At 41.7% G+C, this 20217-nt stretch carries 15 protein-coding genes; 8 read left to right on the forward strand and 7 right to left on the reverse strand.

Translation table 11 applies throughout. The annotated features are described in order from the left end of the window. Window positions 1–95 precede the first annotated feature (95 nt). The 5 genes from MHB64_RS08495 to MHB64_RS08515 all read left to right on the forward strand — a co-directional run bounded on the left by MHB64_RS08495 (window position 96) and on the right by MHB64_RS08515 (window position 6008). The gene (locus MHB64_RS08495) at window positions 96–1742 is read left to right on the forward strand and encodes an extracellular solute-binding protein (RefSeq protein WP_341134146.1); all 1647 of its coding nucleotides are present in this window, start codon (window positions 96–98) and stop codon (window positions 1740–1742) included. Window positions 1743–1864: 122 nt separating this feature from the next. Further along, window positions 1865–2755, forward strand: coding sequence for an ABC transporter permease (locus MHB64_RS08500; RefSeq protein WP_256990701.1), 891 nt, complete (start codon window positions 1865–1867; stop codon window positions 2753–2755). Between the two features lie 28 nt (window positions 2756–2783). Next, window positions 2784–3686 carry a carbohydrate ABC transporter permease gene (locus MHB64_RS08505; RefSeq protein ID WP_445671631.1) on the forward strand — a complete coding sequence of 301 codons (903 nt, stop codon included), beginning with the start codon at window positions 2784–2786 and terminating at the stop codon, window positions 3684–3686. Window positions 3687–3897: 211 nt separating this feature from the next. Continuing rightward, window positions 3898–4500 carry a TetR/AcrR family transcriptional regulator gene (locus tag MHB64_RS08510; protein ID WP_094870421.1) on the forward strand — a complete coding sequence of 201 codons (603 nt, stop codon included), beginning with the start codon at window positions 3898–3900 and terminating at the stop codon, window positions 4498–4500. A gap of 17 nt (window positions 4501–4517) precedes the next feature. Then, complete coding sequence (locus MHB64_RS08515; protein WP_341134147.1) at window positions 4518–6008, forward strand: MDR family MFS transporter; 1491 nt, start codon at window positions 4518–4520, stop codon at window positions 6006–6008. A gap of 73 nt (window positions 6009–6081) precedes the next feature. Here MHB64_RS08515 and MHB64_RS08520 read toward each other — a convergent pair whose 3' ends face one another. The 6 genes from MHB64_RS08520 to MHB64_RS08545 form a co-directional block, all read right to left on the reverse strand. After that, complete coding sequence (locus tag MHB64_RS08520; RefSeq protein ID WP_341134148.1) at window positions 6082–7575, reverse strand: ABC transporter substrate-binding protein; 1494 nt, start codon at window positions 7573–7575, stop codon at window positions 6082–6084. A 40-nt stretch (window positions 7576–7615) separates the two neighbouring features. After that, window positions 7616–8377, reverse strand: coding sequence for a response regulator transcription factor (locus MHB64_RS08525; RefSeq protein WP_280788388.1), 762 nt, complete (start codon window positions 8375–8377; stop codon window positions 7616–7618). A gap of 2 nt (window positions 8378–8379) precedes the next feature. Further along, the gene (locus tag MHB64_RS08530; RefSeq protein ID WP_280788387.1) at window positions 8380–10122 is read right to left on the reverse strand and encodes a sensor histidine kinase; all 1743 of its coding nucleotides are present in this window, start codon (window positions 10120–10122) and stop codon (window positions 8380–8382) included. Between the two features lie 185 nt (window positions 10123–10307). Beyond that, a complete protein-coding gene (locus MHB64_RS08535) occupies window positions 10308–11804 on the reverse strand; it encodes an ABC transporter substrate-binding protein (protein ID WP_094878105.1) in 1497 nt (498 codons plus the stop codon). A 92-nt stretch (window positions 11805–11896) separates the two neighbouring features. Next, a complete protein-coding gene (locus MHB64_RS08540; RefSeq protein ID WP_094870416.1) occupies window positions 11897–12826 on the reverse strand; it encodes a carbohydrate ABC transporter permease in 930 nt (309 codons plus the stop codon). An 11-nt stretch (window positions 12827–12837) separates the two neighbouring features. Further along, entirely contained in the window at window positions 12838–13788 is a 951-nt protein-coding gene (locus MHB64_RS08545; protein WP_094870502.1) for an ABC transporter permease, read from the reverse strand. Window positions 13789–14285: 497 nt separating this feature from the next. Between MHB64_RS08545 and MHB64_RS08550 the strand changes: the two genes are divergently transcribed. The 3 genes from MHB64_RS08550 to MHB64_RS08560 are packed head-to-tail and all read left to right on the forward strand — an operon-like array spanning window position 14286 to window position 17807. After that, window positions 14286–15233 (forward strand): ABC transporter permease, encoded by a 948-nt coding sequence (locus tag MHB64_RS08550; protein ID WP_094874576.1) that lies wholly within the window; start codon window positions 14286–14288, stop codon window positions 15231–15233. Between the two features lie 16 nt (window positions 15234–15249). Further along, window positions 15250–16158, forward strand: a complete 909-nt coding sequence (locus tag MHB64_RS08555) for a carbohydrate ABC transporter permease (protein ID WP_094874569.1) — start codon at window positions 15250–15252, stop codon at window positions 16156–16158. 35 nt (window positions 16159–16193) lie between these two features. After that, window positions 16194–17807, forward strand: a complete 1614-nt coding sequence (locus MHB64_RS08560) for an extracellular solute-binding protein (protein WP_341134149.1) — start codon at window positions 16194–16196, stop codon at window positions 17805–17807. Window positions 17808–17900: 93 nt separating this feature from the next. Here the strand turns inward: MHB64_RS08560 and MHB64_RS08565 are convergent, their stop codons facing one another. Further along, window positions 17901–20162 (reverse strand): helix-turn-helix domain-containing protein, encoded by a 2262-nt coding sequence (locus MHB64_RS08565; RefSeq protein ID WP_341134150.1) that lies wholly within the window; start codon window positions 20160–20162, stop codon window positions 17901–17903. Between the last annotated feature and the right edge of the window lie 55 nt (window positions 20163–20217).

Raw genomic sequence — 20217 nt, forward strand, 5'->3', positions numbered from 1 at the left:
GTAAAGCGCGAGCAGCAAGAAGCAATAAATTATATTCCAATTGCTCGCCTCACAGCTTGAACGTGCGCGTTAAACCAAAAAGGGAGGTTCGTTGTATGAGGGGATATTTGTCAAAGGTAATGAAGCCCGTATTAGCACTTAGCCTATTTGGAATAATTCTTGCGGGGTGTGGAGGCGGGAGTAATGAGGGTGCCTCTTCTTCTAATTCAAGTTCGTCAACGAATTCTACAACCGGTACAGTCAAACTAAAAGGGATCATGCTGAAGCATCCTCTTACGCAAGAGTTCGCCAAAATGGAATGGTTGACCAAGGTTGAGGAGCAAGTGGGGGTAGATATTGAGTGGCAAGAAATTTCAGCGGACTGGGATCAGAAAAAAGGCGCTTTGTTAGCCGGAGGAGATATTCCGGATATCCTTATAGGACCGAATGTGATCACGGATGCTGATTTTGCCCAGTTCACCGGACTCTTTCAGGATTTAACCGAGCTCATTTCAACAGGCGGCCCTAACATTCAACAGATGTTTACAGAGAAGCCGGAGACCAAATTAATTGCTACACAGCTGGATGGCAAAATATACGGTTTACCGAAATATCAACGATTCTGGCCGGATACGGTAAGCCGGCAATATATCAATAAACAATGGCTAGACAATTTAGGTCTCAAGGAACCGACTAATTGGGATGAATTATATAATGTGCTCCTGGCGTTCAAAGAGAAGGATGCCAATGGAGATGGTGATGTAAATGATGAAATTCCTATGGATTTCGCTCCGGTGGGGACGACTGGATTTGGTTATTTTCAGCCACAAATATTGCTTGGCAGTTTAGGTATTACATTAACGGATAGTAGTGGTCAGGGATATTTCACTGAGGGTGGCCAGATTAAAAATTACTTTGTGGATGATCGATACAAGCAGTTCGTGGAATTCATGAATAAGTGCTGGCAGGCTGGCTTAATCAACCCGGAAGCCTTCACGCAGGATTATTCCAAATTCCAATCGGTTGCGCGCGGCAGCGGGGACAAAGCGAAGGTTGGCTTTTCATGGGGCTGGGAAGTAACGGACCGCTTCGGCAACACCTTGGCTCCACAATATGAGTCGATCGCTCCGCTTAAAGTCTCGGCAGATTCAACGATTAAGCAGTCCTATGACTATGACGGCTACTCACTGAATTTCGGCGGTAATATGGTCGTCATGTCTGCTAAGTCCAAGAATAAAGAAGCGGCAATGAAATTTATTAATGAGCTGTATAATCCTACAGTTAGTATGCAGGTACTATTCGGTTCACTTGGTACGAACATTAAAGATAATGGAGATGGAAGCTACGCGGTCCTGCCACCTGCTGACAGCCAAATGGACCCAGGCACATGGAAGTGGACATCAACCTGGGCGGATAATGGACCTACCTTTATCTCTGATTCATTGAAGCTGACACTTGGAACTGATATGCAATCTGTTGGCAAACAGACAGAACCCCTGCAGGCGGTCCTCAGTGGGATTGACAAGGATAACGATATTTTACCAAGCATGTTCATTAAATATAACCCGGAAGACAACAATGCCATGGTGTTAGTGAATACGAATATGATTAATCTGGCGATGTCTAAGTTCTCGCAGTGGGTTACCAAAGGGGGAGTTACCAAGGAATGGGACTCCTATGTGAGTAACATTAAGCAGATGGGGCTGGATAACAACTTGTCCACTATGCAGAAATACTATGATGATTACAAAAGTAAGAAATAAGCTGTAAAGATTTATAGAACATCTGGAGACGGCTTTTCTTTACAGGATGAAGAGAAGCTGTCTCCTTATTAAGGAGGCTTATGATGTCCTCAATAACTCCCAATAAACATAGAAGAAATCTAATGGAGCTTAAACGCGACTATCAATTATGGATTATGATTATTCCGGCGATCGTTGTAGTTATCATCTTTAACTATATTCCAATGTATGGAATTCAGCTTGCCTTCAGGGATTATGATTTCTCGCGTGGATTGGCAGGCGGGGCCTGGCGCGGTCTGCATTATTTCTCACAATTCATCAATAACTATCAGTTTTGGGATTTGATGAGAAATACTGTGATTATCAGCATCACAACAATCGTTCTTGGATTTCCGGCACCGATCATACTAGCGCTTATACTGAATCAGGTGAAATGGTTCCGCACTAAGAAGCTGCTGCAGACCATCGTATATATGCCTCATTTTATCTCAATTGTAGTTATGGTTGGATTGCTGAATGTTCTCCTGTCACCGAATACAGGAATCCTTGGTCAATTGATCTCCAAGCTTGGCGATGCAGACATTAATTTGCTCGCCTCCACGAATTCTTTCGTCCCGGTGTTTGTGATTTCGGATATCTGGCAGCATGCTGGATGGAACAGTATTATTTATCTGGCCGCATTATCAACAGTGAGTCCAAGTCTGTATGATGCTGCCAAGATTGACGGAGCGAACAAATGGAAGATGATTCTGCATATCGATATCCCTGCTTTGGTTCCGACAATCATCATATTATTTATTCTGAGTATGGGGAATGTACTGGGAACCGGATTCGAGAAGGTATTCTTGATGCAGAATTCATTGAACCTTCCCGTATCAGAGGTCATTTCCACCTATGTTTATAAAATCGGTATTCTTTCCAATCAATTCAGTTATTCGTCAGCCATCGGACTATTTAATACCGTCATCAATTTTTTCTTTTTGGTTACCATGAACTGGATTTCCAAACGCAACTCAGATATTAGCCTCTGGTAAATGGAAAGAACATCGAAAGGTGATGCTTATGCAGGCGACAACTATTCACAAGCGCAGCACGGGTGAGATTCTATTTGATATTTCGATCATTATCTTATGTGTTCTAATTTTCCTGATCGTTGCGTATCCCTTGTACTTTGTTATTATTGCTTCTGTCAGTGATCAGACATTGGTCTCCACAGGAAAGGTTACTCTATTTCCCAGAGGAGTCAGTTTCTTTGGCTACGAGCAAATTTTTCAGGATATGCGTATTTGGATAGGTTACAAGAATACCGTTATTTATACAGTTTTGGGAACAATGTTTAATCTGCTTCTTACGATCCCAGCAGCGTATACACTATCCAGACAAGAGTTCCGTGCACGCCGGTTCCTGATGTTTTTCTTCGTTTTTACATTATTTTTTAATGGTGGACTAATTCCAACGTATATCCTGATGAAGGATCTATCCCTGACCAATTCGATGTGGGTCTTTATTCTTCCCTTTGCAGTGAATGTGTTTAATCTTATTATTGCACGCACGTTCTTTGAAGCTTCACTGCCTAAAGAAATTTATGAATCCGCTGCATTGGATGGATGTACTCATTTTAAGTTTTTCTTCTATATTGCGATCCCTTTATCTAAGTCCGTCATATCGGTCATTGCGCTGTATTATCTGGTAGCACATTGGAATGATTTTTTTACTGGGCTTATCTATATTCATTCGAATGACCTGCAGCCGTTACAAATCATTCTGCGTGATATTCTATTATCCAACCAGGTTTTCTCCCAAGGCGGAGGCTCGGGCGGCAGTGCAGGCGGATATGCTCAGCAATTTGCTGACCAGGTTAAGTATGGAGTTATTATTGTATCTACTTTACCGATTCTCATTGTGTATCCGTTTATTCAGAAATATTTTGAAAAAGGTGTTATGATCGGTTCGATAAAGGGCTAGGAGAACAAACAAACACAATTAGCCGGCGAGATATATTCTCGGCCGGTTATTTTTGTTCTTCAAATTTAAGCCCTGCATCGCATGATTCCGCCTTTGTTGAAAACAGTGGGGGTATTTTCTGAAATTTCCATTGACGCGTATTAAGTTTTCAAGGTATATTAATCATTGTTTTAAACGCTGTTTAAATGTATGTAGAGTTGAGGAGAGTTATATGACGAAGGAGAAGATTTTGGACGCCACATTGCAATTGATTAAGTCTGAAGGGATTGATAGTGTCACCATTCGGAAAATTGCTAGTGAAGCGGGCACTAATGTAGCGCTGATTAATTATTATTTCGGGTCGAAAGAAAAGCTTATTCATGAAGCAATGAAGATGATTCTGGAAACATTCCGCTCAGCGTTTGACATATTTGATGTTGTGGAGCATCCGCCAATCGAACGGTTGAAACAATTCATTTTGACGTACGCTTCATTTCTTCAAGACTATCCTGATTTGCTTAAGCGAATTCTTGGCCATGATCCATTGTTTGAATCGGTGGCCGAATATGTACATTTTATGAAGCAACAAGGGTTCGAAAAATTAAGAGCAGTCATGACAGAAGTGACAGGTATAACAGATCCAAAGACTTTATTGTTGATGACACAGCATATGTTTGCTGCCATTATGTCACCGTTCACCAAAGTTAATCCTGCTGCTAAATGTCAGCCGAACGATCGCATTCAATCGTCTCTACTCGATATCCCTTTATCGATTGAGGAGAGCATCGACTTGTTTTTCGAGCATTATTTTCACAAATATTCAGTCAAAATTTAGAAAGCAGAGGTATCACAATGACATCAAATGCTGCAACAAAACCCCTTACGCAGGAAGGCGACACATTCTCCCTAAAAGCTATTCTGCCACCTCTGCTTGCGATTATCGTTGGTATGATTATGGTTATTCTGGATAGTACAGTTGTTAATAATGCAATTCCCAAATTAGTGGAATATTTCAATACAGATCTAAAGACGATTCAATGGGCAATAACGGGGTACACATTAGCACTATCCGCAGTCATTCCACTTGCCGGGTGGATGACAGATAAATTTGGCGCAAAGCGAATTTTCCTTATAACGATTGTGATGTTCACTTTAGGGTCACTTCTATGCGGCTTAGCACAATCACCCGAGCAACTGATTTTATTCCGTATTATTCAAGGTCTAGGCGGCGGTATGGTTGCACCGATCGGAATGGCGATGGTATTCAAATTAGCTCCACCTGAACGTCGCGGTTCTATTATGGGTGTTCTTGGGATTCCAATGTTGATGGCACCAGCTTTTGGTCCTGTAATTTCCGGTTATCTTGTCGATTATGTGAGCTGGCACTGGATCTTCATTATCAATTTGCCAATTGGCATCTTGGCCTTTATTCTGGGTAAGAAATATTTACCGAAGACTGAGCCTCAGAAGTCAACACATCTTGATATTCTCGGGATGTGTCTTGCGCCAATCGCGTTCGCTATGCTTGCTTATGGTGTGAGCGAAGGGGGAACAGATTGGTCTTCAACCGGTGCGATTACAGGCTTAACCATCGGTGGTATCGCATTAATCTTGTTCATTATAGTGGAGCTTGGACAGAAGTATCCATTGCTCGAACTGAAGGTGTTTAAATCATCTGATTTCACACGTGGTATTATTCTTACTTGGATCGTACAGATGGCATTGTTCGGAGCTACACTGATGATTCCTTTGTATTTACAGAATATTAAAGGTTATACCGCACTTCATACCGGTTGGATCGTGATGCCGCAAGCGTTGTGCGCGGGTCTGATGATGCCGATTAGTGGTCGGTTGTTTGATAAAATTGGAGCTCGTCCATTAGCATTCTGTGGGTTGAGTGTTATCGCCGCTGCGATGTTTATACTCTCGACGGTAAATGTGGATACACCGATTTGGATGGTTATTGTCGCGGTGTGTGTGATGGGGTTAGGTATGGGGTCAACCATGATGCCACTCAATACACATGTATTAAACTCAGCTCCACGTGATTTGGTTAGCCGTGTGACGCCGTTGACCTCAGCAGCTCAACAGGTTGTCGTGTCGTTTGCAGTAACAGGTCTTACAGCTTATCTGACATCTCATATTAATACTCACATGGCGACAATCGGAAAAACAGGCGATCCACAAACGGCCTTAGTAGCTGGATTTGGAGATACATTTTTCCTGACCGCTTGTATCGTAAGTGTTGGTATCGTTATGTCGCTAATTCTTCGCAAGCCGAAGATGCAGCAAATTGAAAAAATCAGTGAAGAGGTAGATCCAGCGATGATGATGGGTCACTAATCTTATAAAGACCCTCAAGAAGGTCACTTTGTCTAAAGTGTCTTTCTTGGGGGTCTTTCTTTACAGTGACTTTCTATTTCCTCCAAATATCTAATTGCTTTTGGATTTCCTTACGTACTTTATCAATACCTGCTTCATACAGCTCATGGTTGAATTTCGGGAGAATGGTATCGACATCGACACTGCCTGTCATAAGACTTGGATAATATTTGCGCCAGACAATCTCAATGTTGTCAATTTGTTCATCGACCTCTGACAGATCGGGAGTAAAGCCCAGTACTTCGGACTCCACAACCTGGGAGTTGTAGATGCGGAATTGTTCCCACTTGTTTAATGGGTCAGGGTAGCTTCCACCTAATGTATTTAAGATAAACCAGTTTCCCTGAGTGTATTGTATGCCAGTGTAGCCGCCGTTCGCCTTAGGAAGCGGATTTCCTTGACTGTCTTTTGTCGAAATTAGGATAACCTGATCATTCTGATCCAGCGTATAATGAACGCCTTCAATGCCGTATTGAAATAAGTTACGCAGTTCAGGATCAGTATTCAATAGGTTTAGAAATTTGATGCTCTCCACAGGATGCTTCGTATTTGCATTCACAACCATCATCCCTCCGCGCACGGCTTCCGTAGTTGCCACCTCGGCTGTTACTGGATTGGTTACAATTTTATACCCCAGATCGTCACTCCAGACGCTCTCAGAGAGTGGACCGCCACTACCAGATTCCCAAAATACCTTAAGACCACGTTTCAAACTTCCTGGTTCTCTTAAGGCGGCATCTTGATTAATGAACCCTAATTGGTAATAACGTCTTAGCGTATCTAATATATGCTTGGCTTCACGGGTTTCGAAGATATTGACAACGGGAGCTGTAGGATCCAGAGATTGGATCATTAATGGGAGTCTGTTGTCCCCTATATATTCGTAGCCGTACATAGCAAAAAAATTGTGTGAGTCTCGATCAAGCTCCATGGGTAAATAATCGGGTTCATTTTTTTGTATCATGCGAAGCAAAGGTTCCAGCGATTCCAGTGTGTTATATTGGTTAACTTCGACGTGATATTTTTTGACCAAAGAATCAGGATACATCCAATGCTCACGCACAGCCAATTCTTTGTTAGTGGGGACACCATAGATAAACCCGTCATCCATCTTGGCCCCTTTCCAAAAGATGGGGTCAATCGCAAGGTACATTTCTTTGGCTAGATTCGTGAAATAGTCATCTAATTTAAGCCATACTCCACGATTTGCGTATTTGGCATAATCAGGAGCAAACGCAATATCAAAAGGGCTGTCAGAGGAGATCATTGTATTCATGCGATCATCATATTCCTGCCAACCAATTTTATTGTAAGTTATGGTAATTCCAATTTTCTTCATTAATATCTCGTTAATTTTGTTGTTGACAAGGGCAAGATCCTTATCAGGATCACCGATTGTATAATAAATCAGATTTACAGTGGGTTCTGCATTAAAGTTCGCAGCGTTCAAATTCTGCTTGGTGCAGCCAGTTAACAATGTAATGAACAGCAGAATAATGCCACAGATGAAGCAGCTATATCTATTCATGACACGGCCCCCTAAATCACTTTGCAATATAGATCCAGCCTTAACTTTTCATCCGTAAACTTGAGGGAGAGGTACCAAAATGATTTTGAAATTGTGTATAAAAATAGTTCAGGTTGTTATAACCAACAGAAAGGGCAATCCAGTGTATTTTCTCATTAGTCGTTTGGATGAGCTCCTGTGCACGATGCATGCGATAGCTCATTAAATACTCTGAGAACTTCATACTTGTTTCTTTAATGAAGATTTGTCCCAGATAGGTGCTGTTCATTTGAAACCGGTCTGCGACGGATTTTAATGAAATATTATGAGCAAATTCTGTTTTAATCATAATTAATATACGATTGACCAGCTTTGAGAAGGCATCGTAATGCATTCCCAGTACTGGATCAATACTCATAGAGTCAGCATTCACATCTTTAATCGTGCCATGTAAATCTTCGATTATTATTTTTTCAATGACCTCCTGCAGCTTGATTCGATCCACAGGCTTTAATAGGTAATCCTTTACTCCGCAACGAATGGCCTGTTGGGCATATTGAAAGTCACTATAGCCGCTTATAATAATATATTTGGTTGGAAGGTTCACTTCATTTAGCTTGTGGATAGCATCATATCCTAGATTTTTGCCAATACACACATCGATAATAGCGATATCAGGCACTAAATCTACAGCTTTAAATACGGCATCTTCAGTGGAATCACTGGTTTCTATTTGTTTAAATCCGTAATGCTCCCAATCCAGAATACGTTTCATACCTTCCAAAATCTGAGGTTCATCATCCACAATCAAAAGTTTGTACAAATCTAATCACCTCTCTTAGAAATCTGTACAGAGATTTTGACACCAGCTTCATCGTTGTTTTCAATACTAATCGAGAAATCGTCTTGATAGAAAAAATTAAGCCGGGCATAGACATTATATAATCCAATGCTTTTGGTGGCATGGTCATGATTACTCGAGAGGATTTGTCTGATGGCAGTTAACCGTTCTTCATCAATTCGTACGCCATTGTCAATGAAATCCAGTCTATAGAAGTCTTCATCTTCCCAACCAGACACGATAAATAAATTAAATTCCTTATTTATATCAAACCCATGGACAAAGAAGTTTTCTGCCAAGGGCTGCATCCAGAACTTCACAGTAGAAAGAGCAAGAATAGTATCTTCAACATCAATTTGGTAAAAAAAGTGCTCAGGATATTTAAACTCCATAATTTGCAGGTATTTTCGTAACAGCTCTAGTTCACTGCCTATTGAAATAATATTTTCTTTCTTAACAATTTCTCGATACAACGCTCCCAAGGTTGCAATCGCATCTGCGGTAGGCTCATTCTGATGAACCAATGCAGTAGATCGAATAACCTCCAAGGTATTATAAAGAAAATGTGGGTTGATTTGATGTTGAAGCGCTTTCATTTCTGCTTCCTGCTGTTTTAACTTAAGTAAGTATTCATTTCGAATATATTTGTCTAATTGGTGTATCATATCGTCGACTTCTCGGGCAATCATACCATATTCATTCATACGATAACGTGCAGGCTTATTTGGGGTGAAGTCAGCAGTTTTCGCACGTTTGATTGACTGTATAATACGGTGCAGAAATCGCGAATCATCACGAAGGTTGTAGACTACGAGCAGGAGTACACAGATCATAGCGGTAAAGACGATCATAAATATATTGAGCAACACCGTGCTATGCTGACTTATTAGTGCAGCCAAGTCTACTGTACTAATAAATCGATAATTGTACTTGGTAGATGTAAAGGTAACATAGAAAATGGGAATATATCCTTTATATACGATAAAGCCATGATTATTATTATTCGCAACCGCTTGTTGGGTGATTTCTTCCGTCATGGATTTATTATTACCAATATTGAATATCTCCCCGGTAGAGGGGTTGATTATAGCCGCATTACCGAGTTGATAATTATTTACGATACTGAATATTCGCTTGCTACTGATCTGGAAGTGGATTTCCCCTGGTTCTGTAGCACTTTGATTTAGTTTTTTGCGAGAGACGAAGCCCTTTTGTATACTTTCATCAAAGATTTCGTCAGAATTTGGAACGCCAAACTGGAAGCTAGGAATACCAAAACTATTAAAATAGATAACATTTCCGTAGTCCTTGGTATGAACGCTGATTTGAGTAATATCTCCCTGGGCCCAGCTGTAAAGATATGTTTTAGTATCCTCAGGAAAAGAGAGCAGTGATTGTGATGAATAAGGACTATTCTTCAATCTTTTAGTCAGATACCCTTCTACGGAAGGGCTCATAAAATAACGGACGTCTTTCATCAGATCCTGATTGGAATACAATCTTTGCATGTAAGCTTCAATCCGGTCGGCATCATTCTGAAAGTTGTTCTCAATACGGGAAAAGGCATTCGCAGCTTCAATCCGTGCGTTTCCGATCCATTGATTAATAAGAATAGCGCTGGTCATAGTGCCCAGTGTTAACCCGATGGTTACAATGAAGATCAGGTATGCCCAAAATTTATTACGATATATTTTAATGTGAAAAAAAGAACTCCTCCAAAACCTCATTTGTAATGCCCCCTAAGGTCAGACACATAATATAGAGGAATAAGTCTCTCGTTGCTGTGGTTGAGAGAGCATATAATTCACTGTAAATATATATGAAGCGTAACTTTAGTTCAAATGAATTTTAAAGTATGAAAGGAAAATACATGGTATATCAGCGCTGATATACCATGTGAGTTCGATAAGCTTTACTTAAAGTAATTGTTGATTTGTTCTTGAGCAACTTGCATGATTTTGTCCATTCCTGCATTTTTCAGCTCAGACAGCAATTTAGGGATTACCTTCTCAGGATCAGAAGCGCCTGTAAGCAGTTCATATCTATATTTATCATATACAGCTTGGCAGTTAGCAACCTCAGTCTGCAACTCACCAATATCAAGTGCGAAGCCCAATACGCTAGAGGATGCCGCTTGTTCGTTCAGTTTTTTTACTTGTTCCCACTGATCTAGAGGAGCTCCCTTCGTAACCGCAAGATTGAAGAAGGTACCTTGGGAGTACGCTGCCAAAGGCCATGTATCACTGATCCGCTCAATGGATTTCTCTCCGTCAATGTTCTTATAGTCGACTCCTAATTCACCAAATGCAAGCATGTTTCTTAATTTAGGATCTGTATTCACTAATTGCAAATATTTCATAGCTTCCACTTTGTATTTGGAATTTGCCGAGATTACATTCATGGAGCCTTGAATTGTACTAGTTGTATACAAAGGCCCAAAAATTTGAGTCATGACGTATTTGTCTATCCCTGCGGTGATTTGCCAGCCAGCTTCTGCGCCAGGGAAGGCTTGTGCGGAGAAGAATGCTCTGTATTTGTCGCCTTCAGTTTTAGTTGGTGCATCCGGGTTAACAATACCATCTTTATACCACTGATGTAGCAGCTTTAAGTTAGTCATAACTTCCGGTTGTTCAAACACGGACACGACTTTCCTGGAAGCATCCTCAACGTTTACTCCAATAGGATTGAAACCTAAAGTCATATCATCATAATTGTTTAAAATGCCCGGGAAGCCTTCGCCTTGGATCAACTGCAACGGGTAGAAACTTTTGCCTTCACCAGCTTTCATATCATGAAAAGGTTTGTCTAAATCTTGCATCGTTTTAATGTTTTGGTAATCAATATTATATTTTTGTACAAGCTTGTCATCGAATACCCAATATTGAGTTAATGAAGAATCTTTATACGTCGGTACAGCAAAATATTTTCCGCCAATTTTCACACCATCCCATACTTTGGTAGGGATAGACTTGTAAAGTTCAGGGGCCTCACTTTGTACCAGATCCGTAATGTCCGCGAACGCTCCCATAGCGACCTGCTTACTGTACTTTGTGTTGTTGGTAAACATCATATCAAAGGGTTCACCCGTATTCACAATGGTGTTGATTTTTGTATCCCATTCTCCCCAGCTAGCCACTTTGATGTCCACTTTGACACCGATTTTCTCAGCGGTGTATTCGTTCATTTGCTCAACGGCTTTACTAAAATTCTCAGGAACCTGTCCGCCGATCAGCCACCATACCAATGTAGGAATTTCCTTGGTGGTTGGTGCATCAGTAGCAGTTGTGCCACTCTCGTTTTCATTGGTTGCTGTGGACGCCGCTGGCTTTGAGCTGCCACATGCAGCAAGCAGGGACAGCATTAATGCGAGAATACACAATGTTGAGGCGAACTTTAGGGTGTTCTTCACTTTAACTCCTCCTAGTGTTGAATGATGAATAGTACCGTAGTAAAAGTACGGTTATATATCATAAACCAAGCTTGGCTTGGCTTATTTCGGGACTAGCCTTTGACTGCGCCAATGGTAAGGCCGGTAATGAAGTATCTCTGGAAGAAGGGATACGCGCAGGCAACAGGCAACACGATGAGAATAGCAACAGCCATACGGGCAGATTCTTTAGGCATTGTTGCGACCAGCTCAGCAAAGCTGATACCCATGCTTATTGAGTTTCGGGCGAGCGCATCGGCATTGGACATTAAGCTGTTAAGTAACGCTTGTAGCGAATAGAGATTCTGATTATCGATATACAGCATCGATTGAAACCAGTCGTTCCAGTAACCGAAGCAGAGGAACAGTCCAATCGTAGCTAGTACAGGCAAGGAGATCGGGAGAATGATTGAGAAGAAGGTGCGAAACTGACTAGCCCCGTCAATTTCAGCAGATTCGATTAAGCCATCAGGGATCGTGCTCCTGAAAAAGGTTTTACAAATAATAACGTTAAAGGAGGATACTGCGAGCGGCAGGATGAGTGCCCAAACGCTGTTTTTGAGTCCCAAGAAATTTGTGTTGATAAAGTAACTGGAGACAAGCCCCCCGTTAAATACCATCGGGATGAATACAACCCAGGTGAGAAAGTTCTTGAGCTTGTAAGCCGGGCGTGAAATGACATATCCCATTGTTGTGGTGAGCAGCACGCCAAGTGCAGTACCTACGACAGTTACAAGTAGGGATACACCTAGCGCCCGCAGAATCATCGTTCCTTGCTTGGCGATATAAGAGTAAGCATCTCCGGATAGAGCGGTTGGAAAAATGCTGTATCCTGTTTCACGAATATAGGATTCATCGGTAAGCGAAATGGATAACACGACGATCACAGGCACGACACAGGCAATGGCCAGCAGAATAAAAATTAGGGTGAACAAAGCATTGATGCCGTTACTTGTGCGGTTGAATTTCTCCAAACCAGATTGATAGGTGGGTGTCTTTGCCATAATCTCTCCTCCTAGATCATTGCACTGTCGGAATCGATTTTTTTAACGATCCAGTTAGCACTTAGAATGGTAATACAGCCCAGCATCGATTGGACGAAAGCGGCAGCGGATGCCATTCCTACGGTGGCGGTCTTTAGCTGTTTATAAACTAGGACATCAACTGTTGTGGCCACATTGAAGAGGGAGTTTGAGTCTCGTGTGACCTGATAGAATAGTCCGAAATCCGTGTAGAAAATACGGCCTACTGAGAGAATGAACATCATAACAATGACTAGCTTTAGCATGGGTAAGGTAATGAAGCGTGTCTGCTGCCAGATTGAAGCTCCATCAATAACTGCAGCCTCATAATAGGTGCTGTCGATTCCCGTGATGGTGGCCAGATAAATAATCATGCCATAACCAATGCTCTTCCAGATGTTTAAAAAGATAAGAATGTAGGGCCAATATTGCGGTTCCATATACCAATTCACTGCATCATGCCCAATACCCACAAGAAATTGATTGAGGATGCCTTTATCAAAGCTGAAGAAGGCCCAGCCTACAGCAGAGACAACTACCCATGACAGAAAGTAGGGGAGAAACATCATGGTCTGATAAACCTTGCTTGCTTTGCGGCTATGCAGCAGGCTGATCATAATGGCGAACATTACCGGTAACACGATGCCAAGAATAATGAAAATGATGTTATACCCTATCGTGTTACGAAGAATGATCCAGGCATCATTTGATTTGAATAAGAATTCAAAGTTTTTGAAGCCGACCCATGAACTATTTATTACGTTGCTAATAAAGTTGCCGCTGATTTTGAAGTTTTTAAAAGCAATAATCATACCGAACATCGGTAAGAAAGAAAATAAGATATACCAGATGAATGTCGGCAAGGCGAGCAGGGTTAACTCGGAATCTTGCTTTCGCCAGTGTATGCGCTTTCTAATTTTGCTGCGTTCAAGTTTAGTGCTCATATCATCCGCTCCTTCATGTGTTTCATACATGCTGCCATTTGTAACCGCTTTCCCTGAATTAATTTTATAAAGTACAGTGAGATGCTTCCAGTTAAGAAACATGATACTTCAGTCAACAAACGTTAGATTTAGGATGAATTCCCTTTAAATGCGCAAAAAAAACATGTGCTATGGAGATTTATACACATTGCCACTGTGAGCAGTGTTGGCATTGTAATACAACGGAATGATGAGCGGAAAGCGCAAGAATGACACATTTTTAGAACATCAACATAGCGGTGAAACGTATATCATCCCGCAGTACAACACGAAATTCTTGATAAGCGAGAATGACATATTTACGATTCGCTCGATTCTATATAGTGTAAATGTAAGCGCTAGCATTAATGCGATTGATAACAATTCGATAGATAATGATGCTCACTCGATGATCAGAATGTTCTCATCATTACCTATAAGGAGGGGATGTCGCGATGCATGAAACAGGAAGCGTACATATGCGAACTGTGAATTCAGCACCGAAAGAAAAGCGTAAGGGCAGAAACGAGACATGGAAGAAGATTTGTCAGAATTGGGAGCTTTACATTTTTATCGCACCTGCATTCTTTTACTTCCTCATTTTCAGCTATGGACCGATGTATGGGATTCAGATTGCTTTTAAGAACTACATTCCGTCAAAAGGCTATTTTGGCAGTGAATGGGTAGGCTTTGATCATTTCATTCGATTTTTTAACTCGTACTATTTCTGGGATTTGCTGTGGAACACGCTCAGTATTAGCTTGTATGAATTAGCCATTGGATTCCCAATCCCAATTATTCTGGCGCTTGCGTTTAACGAAGTGAAGGATGGCTTCTTCAAGCGACTTGTTCAGACCGTTACGTATGCACCTCATTTCATTTCTGTGGTTGTTATGGCGGGGATGATTATTACCTTCTTGTCTCCATCGAACGGTATGATTATTCATGCCATTGAAGGTTTAGGCTTTAGTGCACCGCAGTTTCTGACAAGCCCTGGTTGGTTTAAGACGATGTATGTATTCTCAGGCGTGTGGCAGAGTGCGGGTTGGGGGACGATTATTTATTTGGCGGCACTCTCGGGTGTAGACCCAGGCTTACATGAAGCGGCAATCATTGACGGGGCCTCTCGCTTCCAACGTGTTCGCCACATCAATATACCAGCGCTTATACCGACCATGACCATTCTATTAATTCTGAATATGGGTGGCTTGTTAAGTGTAGGTTTTGAGAAAATATTACTTCTGCAAAATTCGTTAAATATGTCAAGCTCTGATGTGATTTCAACCTTTGTCTATCGATCTGGTCTTGTCGATGCGCAATATAGCTTCTCAACAGCTGTTGGTTTATTTAACTCCATTGTCAATTGCATCCTGCTCATTACGGTGAATCAGATTGTCCGCCGTACGAGCGAGAACAGTCTATGGTAGAAGGAGGTTGGAATTTATGGTATCAGGTATAAAGCTATCTAAGCGAGACCGAATATTCCTAATTTGCATCTATACGTATGTGGCAATAGCATTGCTGTTAGTCGCATATCCCATCTTATATATTATTAGCGCATCCATCAGTGATCCGAAGATGGTTGCTTCCGGTGAAATGTGGCTCTTTCCAAAAGGAATTACCTTTAAGGGGTATGAGATTGTATTTCAGAACTCGAAGATTTGGACGGGGTATGGAAATACGATTTTGTATACATTGCTAGGCACAACGATTAACTTGGTCGTTACGATGCCAGCGGCATATGCACTCAGTCGTAAGGACTTTGTAGGCCGTGGGTTTTTCATGGGGATGTTCATGGTAACGATGTTCATTGGAGGCGGTCTCGTCCCTACATACATGTTGGTAAAAGGGCTAGGCATGGTCAACACGATGTGGGCACTGGTAATTCCTGGCGCAGCGTCAATCTGGAATATTATCGTCTCTCGTACCTTCTTCGCGAACTCCATTCCAGCTGAGCTTCAAGATGCGGCTCAAATCGATGGCGCGACGAATATTCGATTATTCCTGCGGATTGTTCTCCCGTTATCGATGCCAATTATCGCAGTTATGGCCTTATTCTACGGGGTAGGGCATTGGAACAGCTATTTCGGCGCCATGATCTACCTGAATGATGATGCGAAATATCCATTGCAGCTTGTGCTTCGTCAGATTCTCGTTCTTCAGGAAATGCAATCTCAAGTAGGTGGCATTATCGATGCGACAGCTGCAGCAGCCCAGAACAACAAGGCAGAAATTGCTTCACTTGTGAAGTATGGGGTCATTATCGTATCTACGCTTCCGATTATTGCTGTCTATCCATTCTTGCAACGTTATTTCGTGCAAGGTGTCATGATTGGCTCTGTTAAGGGTTGATCTTAAGATACAAGTAAAAAAGGGGAGGTTTTTGTATGATGAATTATCGTAAAACTGGACTCATGTTGTTATGTCTTTCCATGTCAATTTCTATTTTTACTGCATGTGGATCGAGTGGCGATAAGGGGACGGCAAGCACAGAAAGCTCAGACACAGCCGCAGAGGTTCATAAGACGGGCTTTCCTATCGTGGATGATCCGATTGAGCTTTCTATTATGGCACCGGATGTAGGGCGTCAGGATTGGAACAAGATGCCTGTTATTCAGGAATACGAGAAGATGACGAATATTAAGTTAAAGATTCAAAACGCCCCACAAGACAGCTTTGAGACGAAAAAGAATTTGGTATTTGCAAGCGGTACGCTTCCCGATATTTTTTATGCGGCGGATCTAAAAGGATCGGATCAAGTTACCTACGGAAGTCAAGGATTGTTGCTGCCTTTAGAAAAATACATTGATGAGGGCTACGCACCTAATTTAAAAAAAATTCTCGATGCAAATCCGGATATTCGCAAATCAATGACAACACCAGATGGACATATCTATGCACTACGCAATATTCAGCCATCTGCGGTATGGTATCGTGGACCGATGTGGTATAACGGGAAGTTCTTGAAGAAGTTCGGCATGGAGAACAAATTACCGCAGACAACAGAAGAGCTATACAACTATTTGAAGAAGGTTAAAGAGGAAGATGCGAACGGAAACGGTAAAGACGATGAGGTTCCTCTATCCTCTGTGAAATTAGATGATTTACGGATGTTCTTCCTCGGATTCTGGGGGATGTATAACGAGGATATCTACGTAGATAAGGAGAACAAAGTACACTTTCCACAAGCTGAACCAGCCTACAAAGAATATTTAACCTTCTTGAATCGCTTATGGAACGAGAATTTGCTGGATCATGAAACATTCTCTCAAACCGATGAGCAGAAGAAAGCAAAAGGGAAAAACAATCAAGTGGCCTTATTCTCCGATTATTTTCCATACTTCACGCTTGGTGGTGAACCGAGTGAAGATAACCTGATGATGCAGCCTGTATCTAGTGATATTGCTGGAACACCTGTATACGGCAAGCATCCTGGTATTAACACCATTGGCGGTTTCGCGATTTCTAACACGAACCCGAACCCGGAAGCAAGTATGCGCTGGATTGATTACCAATTTAGCGAAGAAGGGTATTCCTTCTGGGCATATGGACCTGAAGGTACGTTATTTAAATACAAAGATAAAGCAACAGGCGAGAAAGAATGGCTGCCAGTTCCAGATGGTACGGATCGTGAAGAATACCGCGGTACAATCACGCCAAACTACGGGATTAATACACCAGGTTCCTATGAGAACAGCTATGTTTTAGGTCTTCGTACTAGCTTTGATGACTGGATTGACAAAGAAACAGCTACAAAGCTTACACCTATTGCAAAGGCTCCCTTCCCATCGGTATTCCTGACGGTAGACCAACAGACGGAAATCAAAACACTCCGTTCCGATTTGGATAAATACGTGAAGGAAATGGAAGCAAAATTCGTTACAGGCGCAGAGCCATTAACCAATTGGGATAAATATATCGCTCAAATGAAAAAAATGGGGTATGAGAAGCTCGAATCAACGTATCAACAAGCATACGATACATGGGCTGCTAGCAAATAATTTGTGAAGCTTATACATTCTCATATTTTGAAAAACTTTCCGGTCATGCTAGGCATGACCGGAAAGTTATGATGAACCCTAACCGAGAAAGGATTATACGGTATCGTTAGGCTCAGTATTGGGATGATTACTATTCATCTGTCGATACTGGCCCGGGGTATAACCGGTTTCCTTTTTGAATTTTCGAATAAAGTTTGGTGTGTCGAGGTAGCCGACGCGCTGGATAATATCTTTTAACGGATCACTTGTTATTACGAGCTGTTCCTTGACCTTATCTAATCGTTTTTGCCAAATATATTGGACGAAGTTGATGCCGACCTTATCCTTGAATGAACGACTGAGATGGGAAGGTGAAATCGTAAACGCAGCAGAAACAGATTCAAGGCTAAGTGAATGATCAACATAGTGCTGGTCGATAAAAGCAACGATATGATCCATAAGTGAATGTTCTTCTTTTTTATGCGTCTGCTCTACCTGTGTACAAATCTGAGTGGCTAAACGGTAGAAATTCTGCTCTATAAGATGAACGGGACCATTCATGAAATGGGGAGAAGCAGACTGCATCATGTTATCCATCTTTAACTCAACTGCAGTTTTGAGCATGGTATTCAGCAGGTCGAACAATACGCATCGCATCAGCAGGGTGGATCGTTGTTTATTATCAAGCCCATGGATGGCGGTGTGAATAATTTGTTTGGCGACCTCGTAGTTGCCCTGCTTCAAGCTTTGTGCAAGCTTTAATAGCTCGTTACTAGGGAGTAACACCGTTTGATCATGGGCACTGGATAGCTTTTCAAAATACACGGTGGTTCCATGCTCGGTCGATTTACGTAATTCGAAGGCGGAGCAAGCCTCAACAAAGGATTGATTAAGCTGCTGAGGGCTCTCATAACATTTGCCTACACCGATCATCGGGTGGATATCCATTATGCCTAATGTATATTCACGGATCGCATCCACGATATGAACGATTTGTGCAGCGAGTGCCTCATCATCTTCGAGCTGTAAGCTCACAATGAGTGCGAGCTGATCCAATTGCGGGAGCTCTACACCGTATACTTGTGCAGCAAGCGCTGGAAATTCAATATACGCAAGCTTGCGATGTACTTCTTGTCGCGCCTGAAGATGCTGCTGTTCTAAGTCATCCCAGCCCATCATCATGACAAAATGATGACTTTGCTCGAAGTGCAGATGAAAGGTATCGAATATTCCATGCGTCATCATTTGTGCATGTCCATGCTTTAATAGCATGGAGAGAACATGGTTGCGTGCATAGGGCTCTTGGAGATCAACCTTGGAGCTATACTGCTGTAATGTTGATCGTATATACTCGAGCTCATTTCCGGAGGCCGGTGTATCTGTTTTTTTGTTCGTGAAGCGAACGAGCTCAGCAATCGGAAGATATTGCATCCGAGCGAATAATAGAGCGATGGCCGTTCCTACAATGGCGATCACAATGAATAAAATAATGATGAAGCTCCGAACATTAAGCACGCTACTGAAAAATTGATTACTCGCCATTAAAGTCACATATGACCAGCCATTGACATCCGATGTGACGGAAATAACCGAATGATCTTCGTTGTTTATCGATAGATTATGTATGCCGGGTGGAAGCTCTGATAACCGTTGGATATCCTGTTGGCTAACTGTATCTCCATGGCCACTATAGGATAAAACACGTCCATGATTATCAAAAATATACGTTAATCCTCGATAGTTACCGAGAACGGAATCGATCAGATATGCCAACTCTTTCTCTTTAATGAGGTACATGACAGAAGCATATGGATCTGAGGTGTTGGGAATGATCGGCAGGATGTAGGTTAATACAGATTGCTCGAGTGGTGAATTTTGATTCAGCATGTTCGTAAGTCGAATGGATGGAAATTTGGACGAGTTTAAAGCAGTCACAAGTTCATCATTCTTCCAGCTTCCAAACTGATAGGAGCTACGAAATACATCCAGGCTATACATGCCATGATTGGAATAAATATTAGGGTCATGATGATAGTACAGAAATATATCCTCCACAATGGAATTGGAAGATTTGTAGCTATCTAGTGCCGCTATCGCGTCACGACTTTCATAAGGATCCAGTATGCGATAATGAGCGAGACGAGCGTCGTATGACATCCGTGACGCCATATCTCTTAAATCATTCATGCGTCCATCCACTACCGTTTTAATTTGGGTGAGCTGATTAAAGTGAGCATTTTCAATCTCCTTTTGTAAATTATCGGTAGCATTTCGGTAAATGAAAACGATTACAAATATAAGCGGAATAAGAAGGATAAGTAGATACGAACCAGTGAATTTCAGAAACAATTTCGATTTGAAATAGTTATAGTTCAAAGTGGTTTCCCCCTTTTTATGGAGTATACATGGAGATGTTTCTATCAAGCTTTGA

This window comes from Paenibacillus sp. FSL K6-2859, assembly GCF_038008265.1.
Lineage (GTDB): Bacteria > Bacillota > Bacilli > Paenibacillales > Paenibacillaceae > Paenibacillus_AQ > Paenibacillus_AQ nitricinens.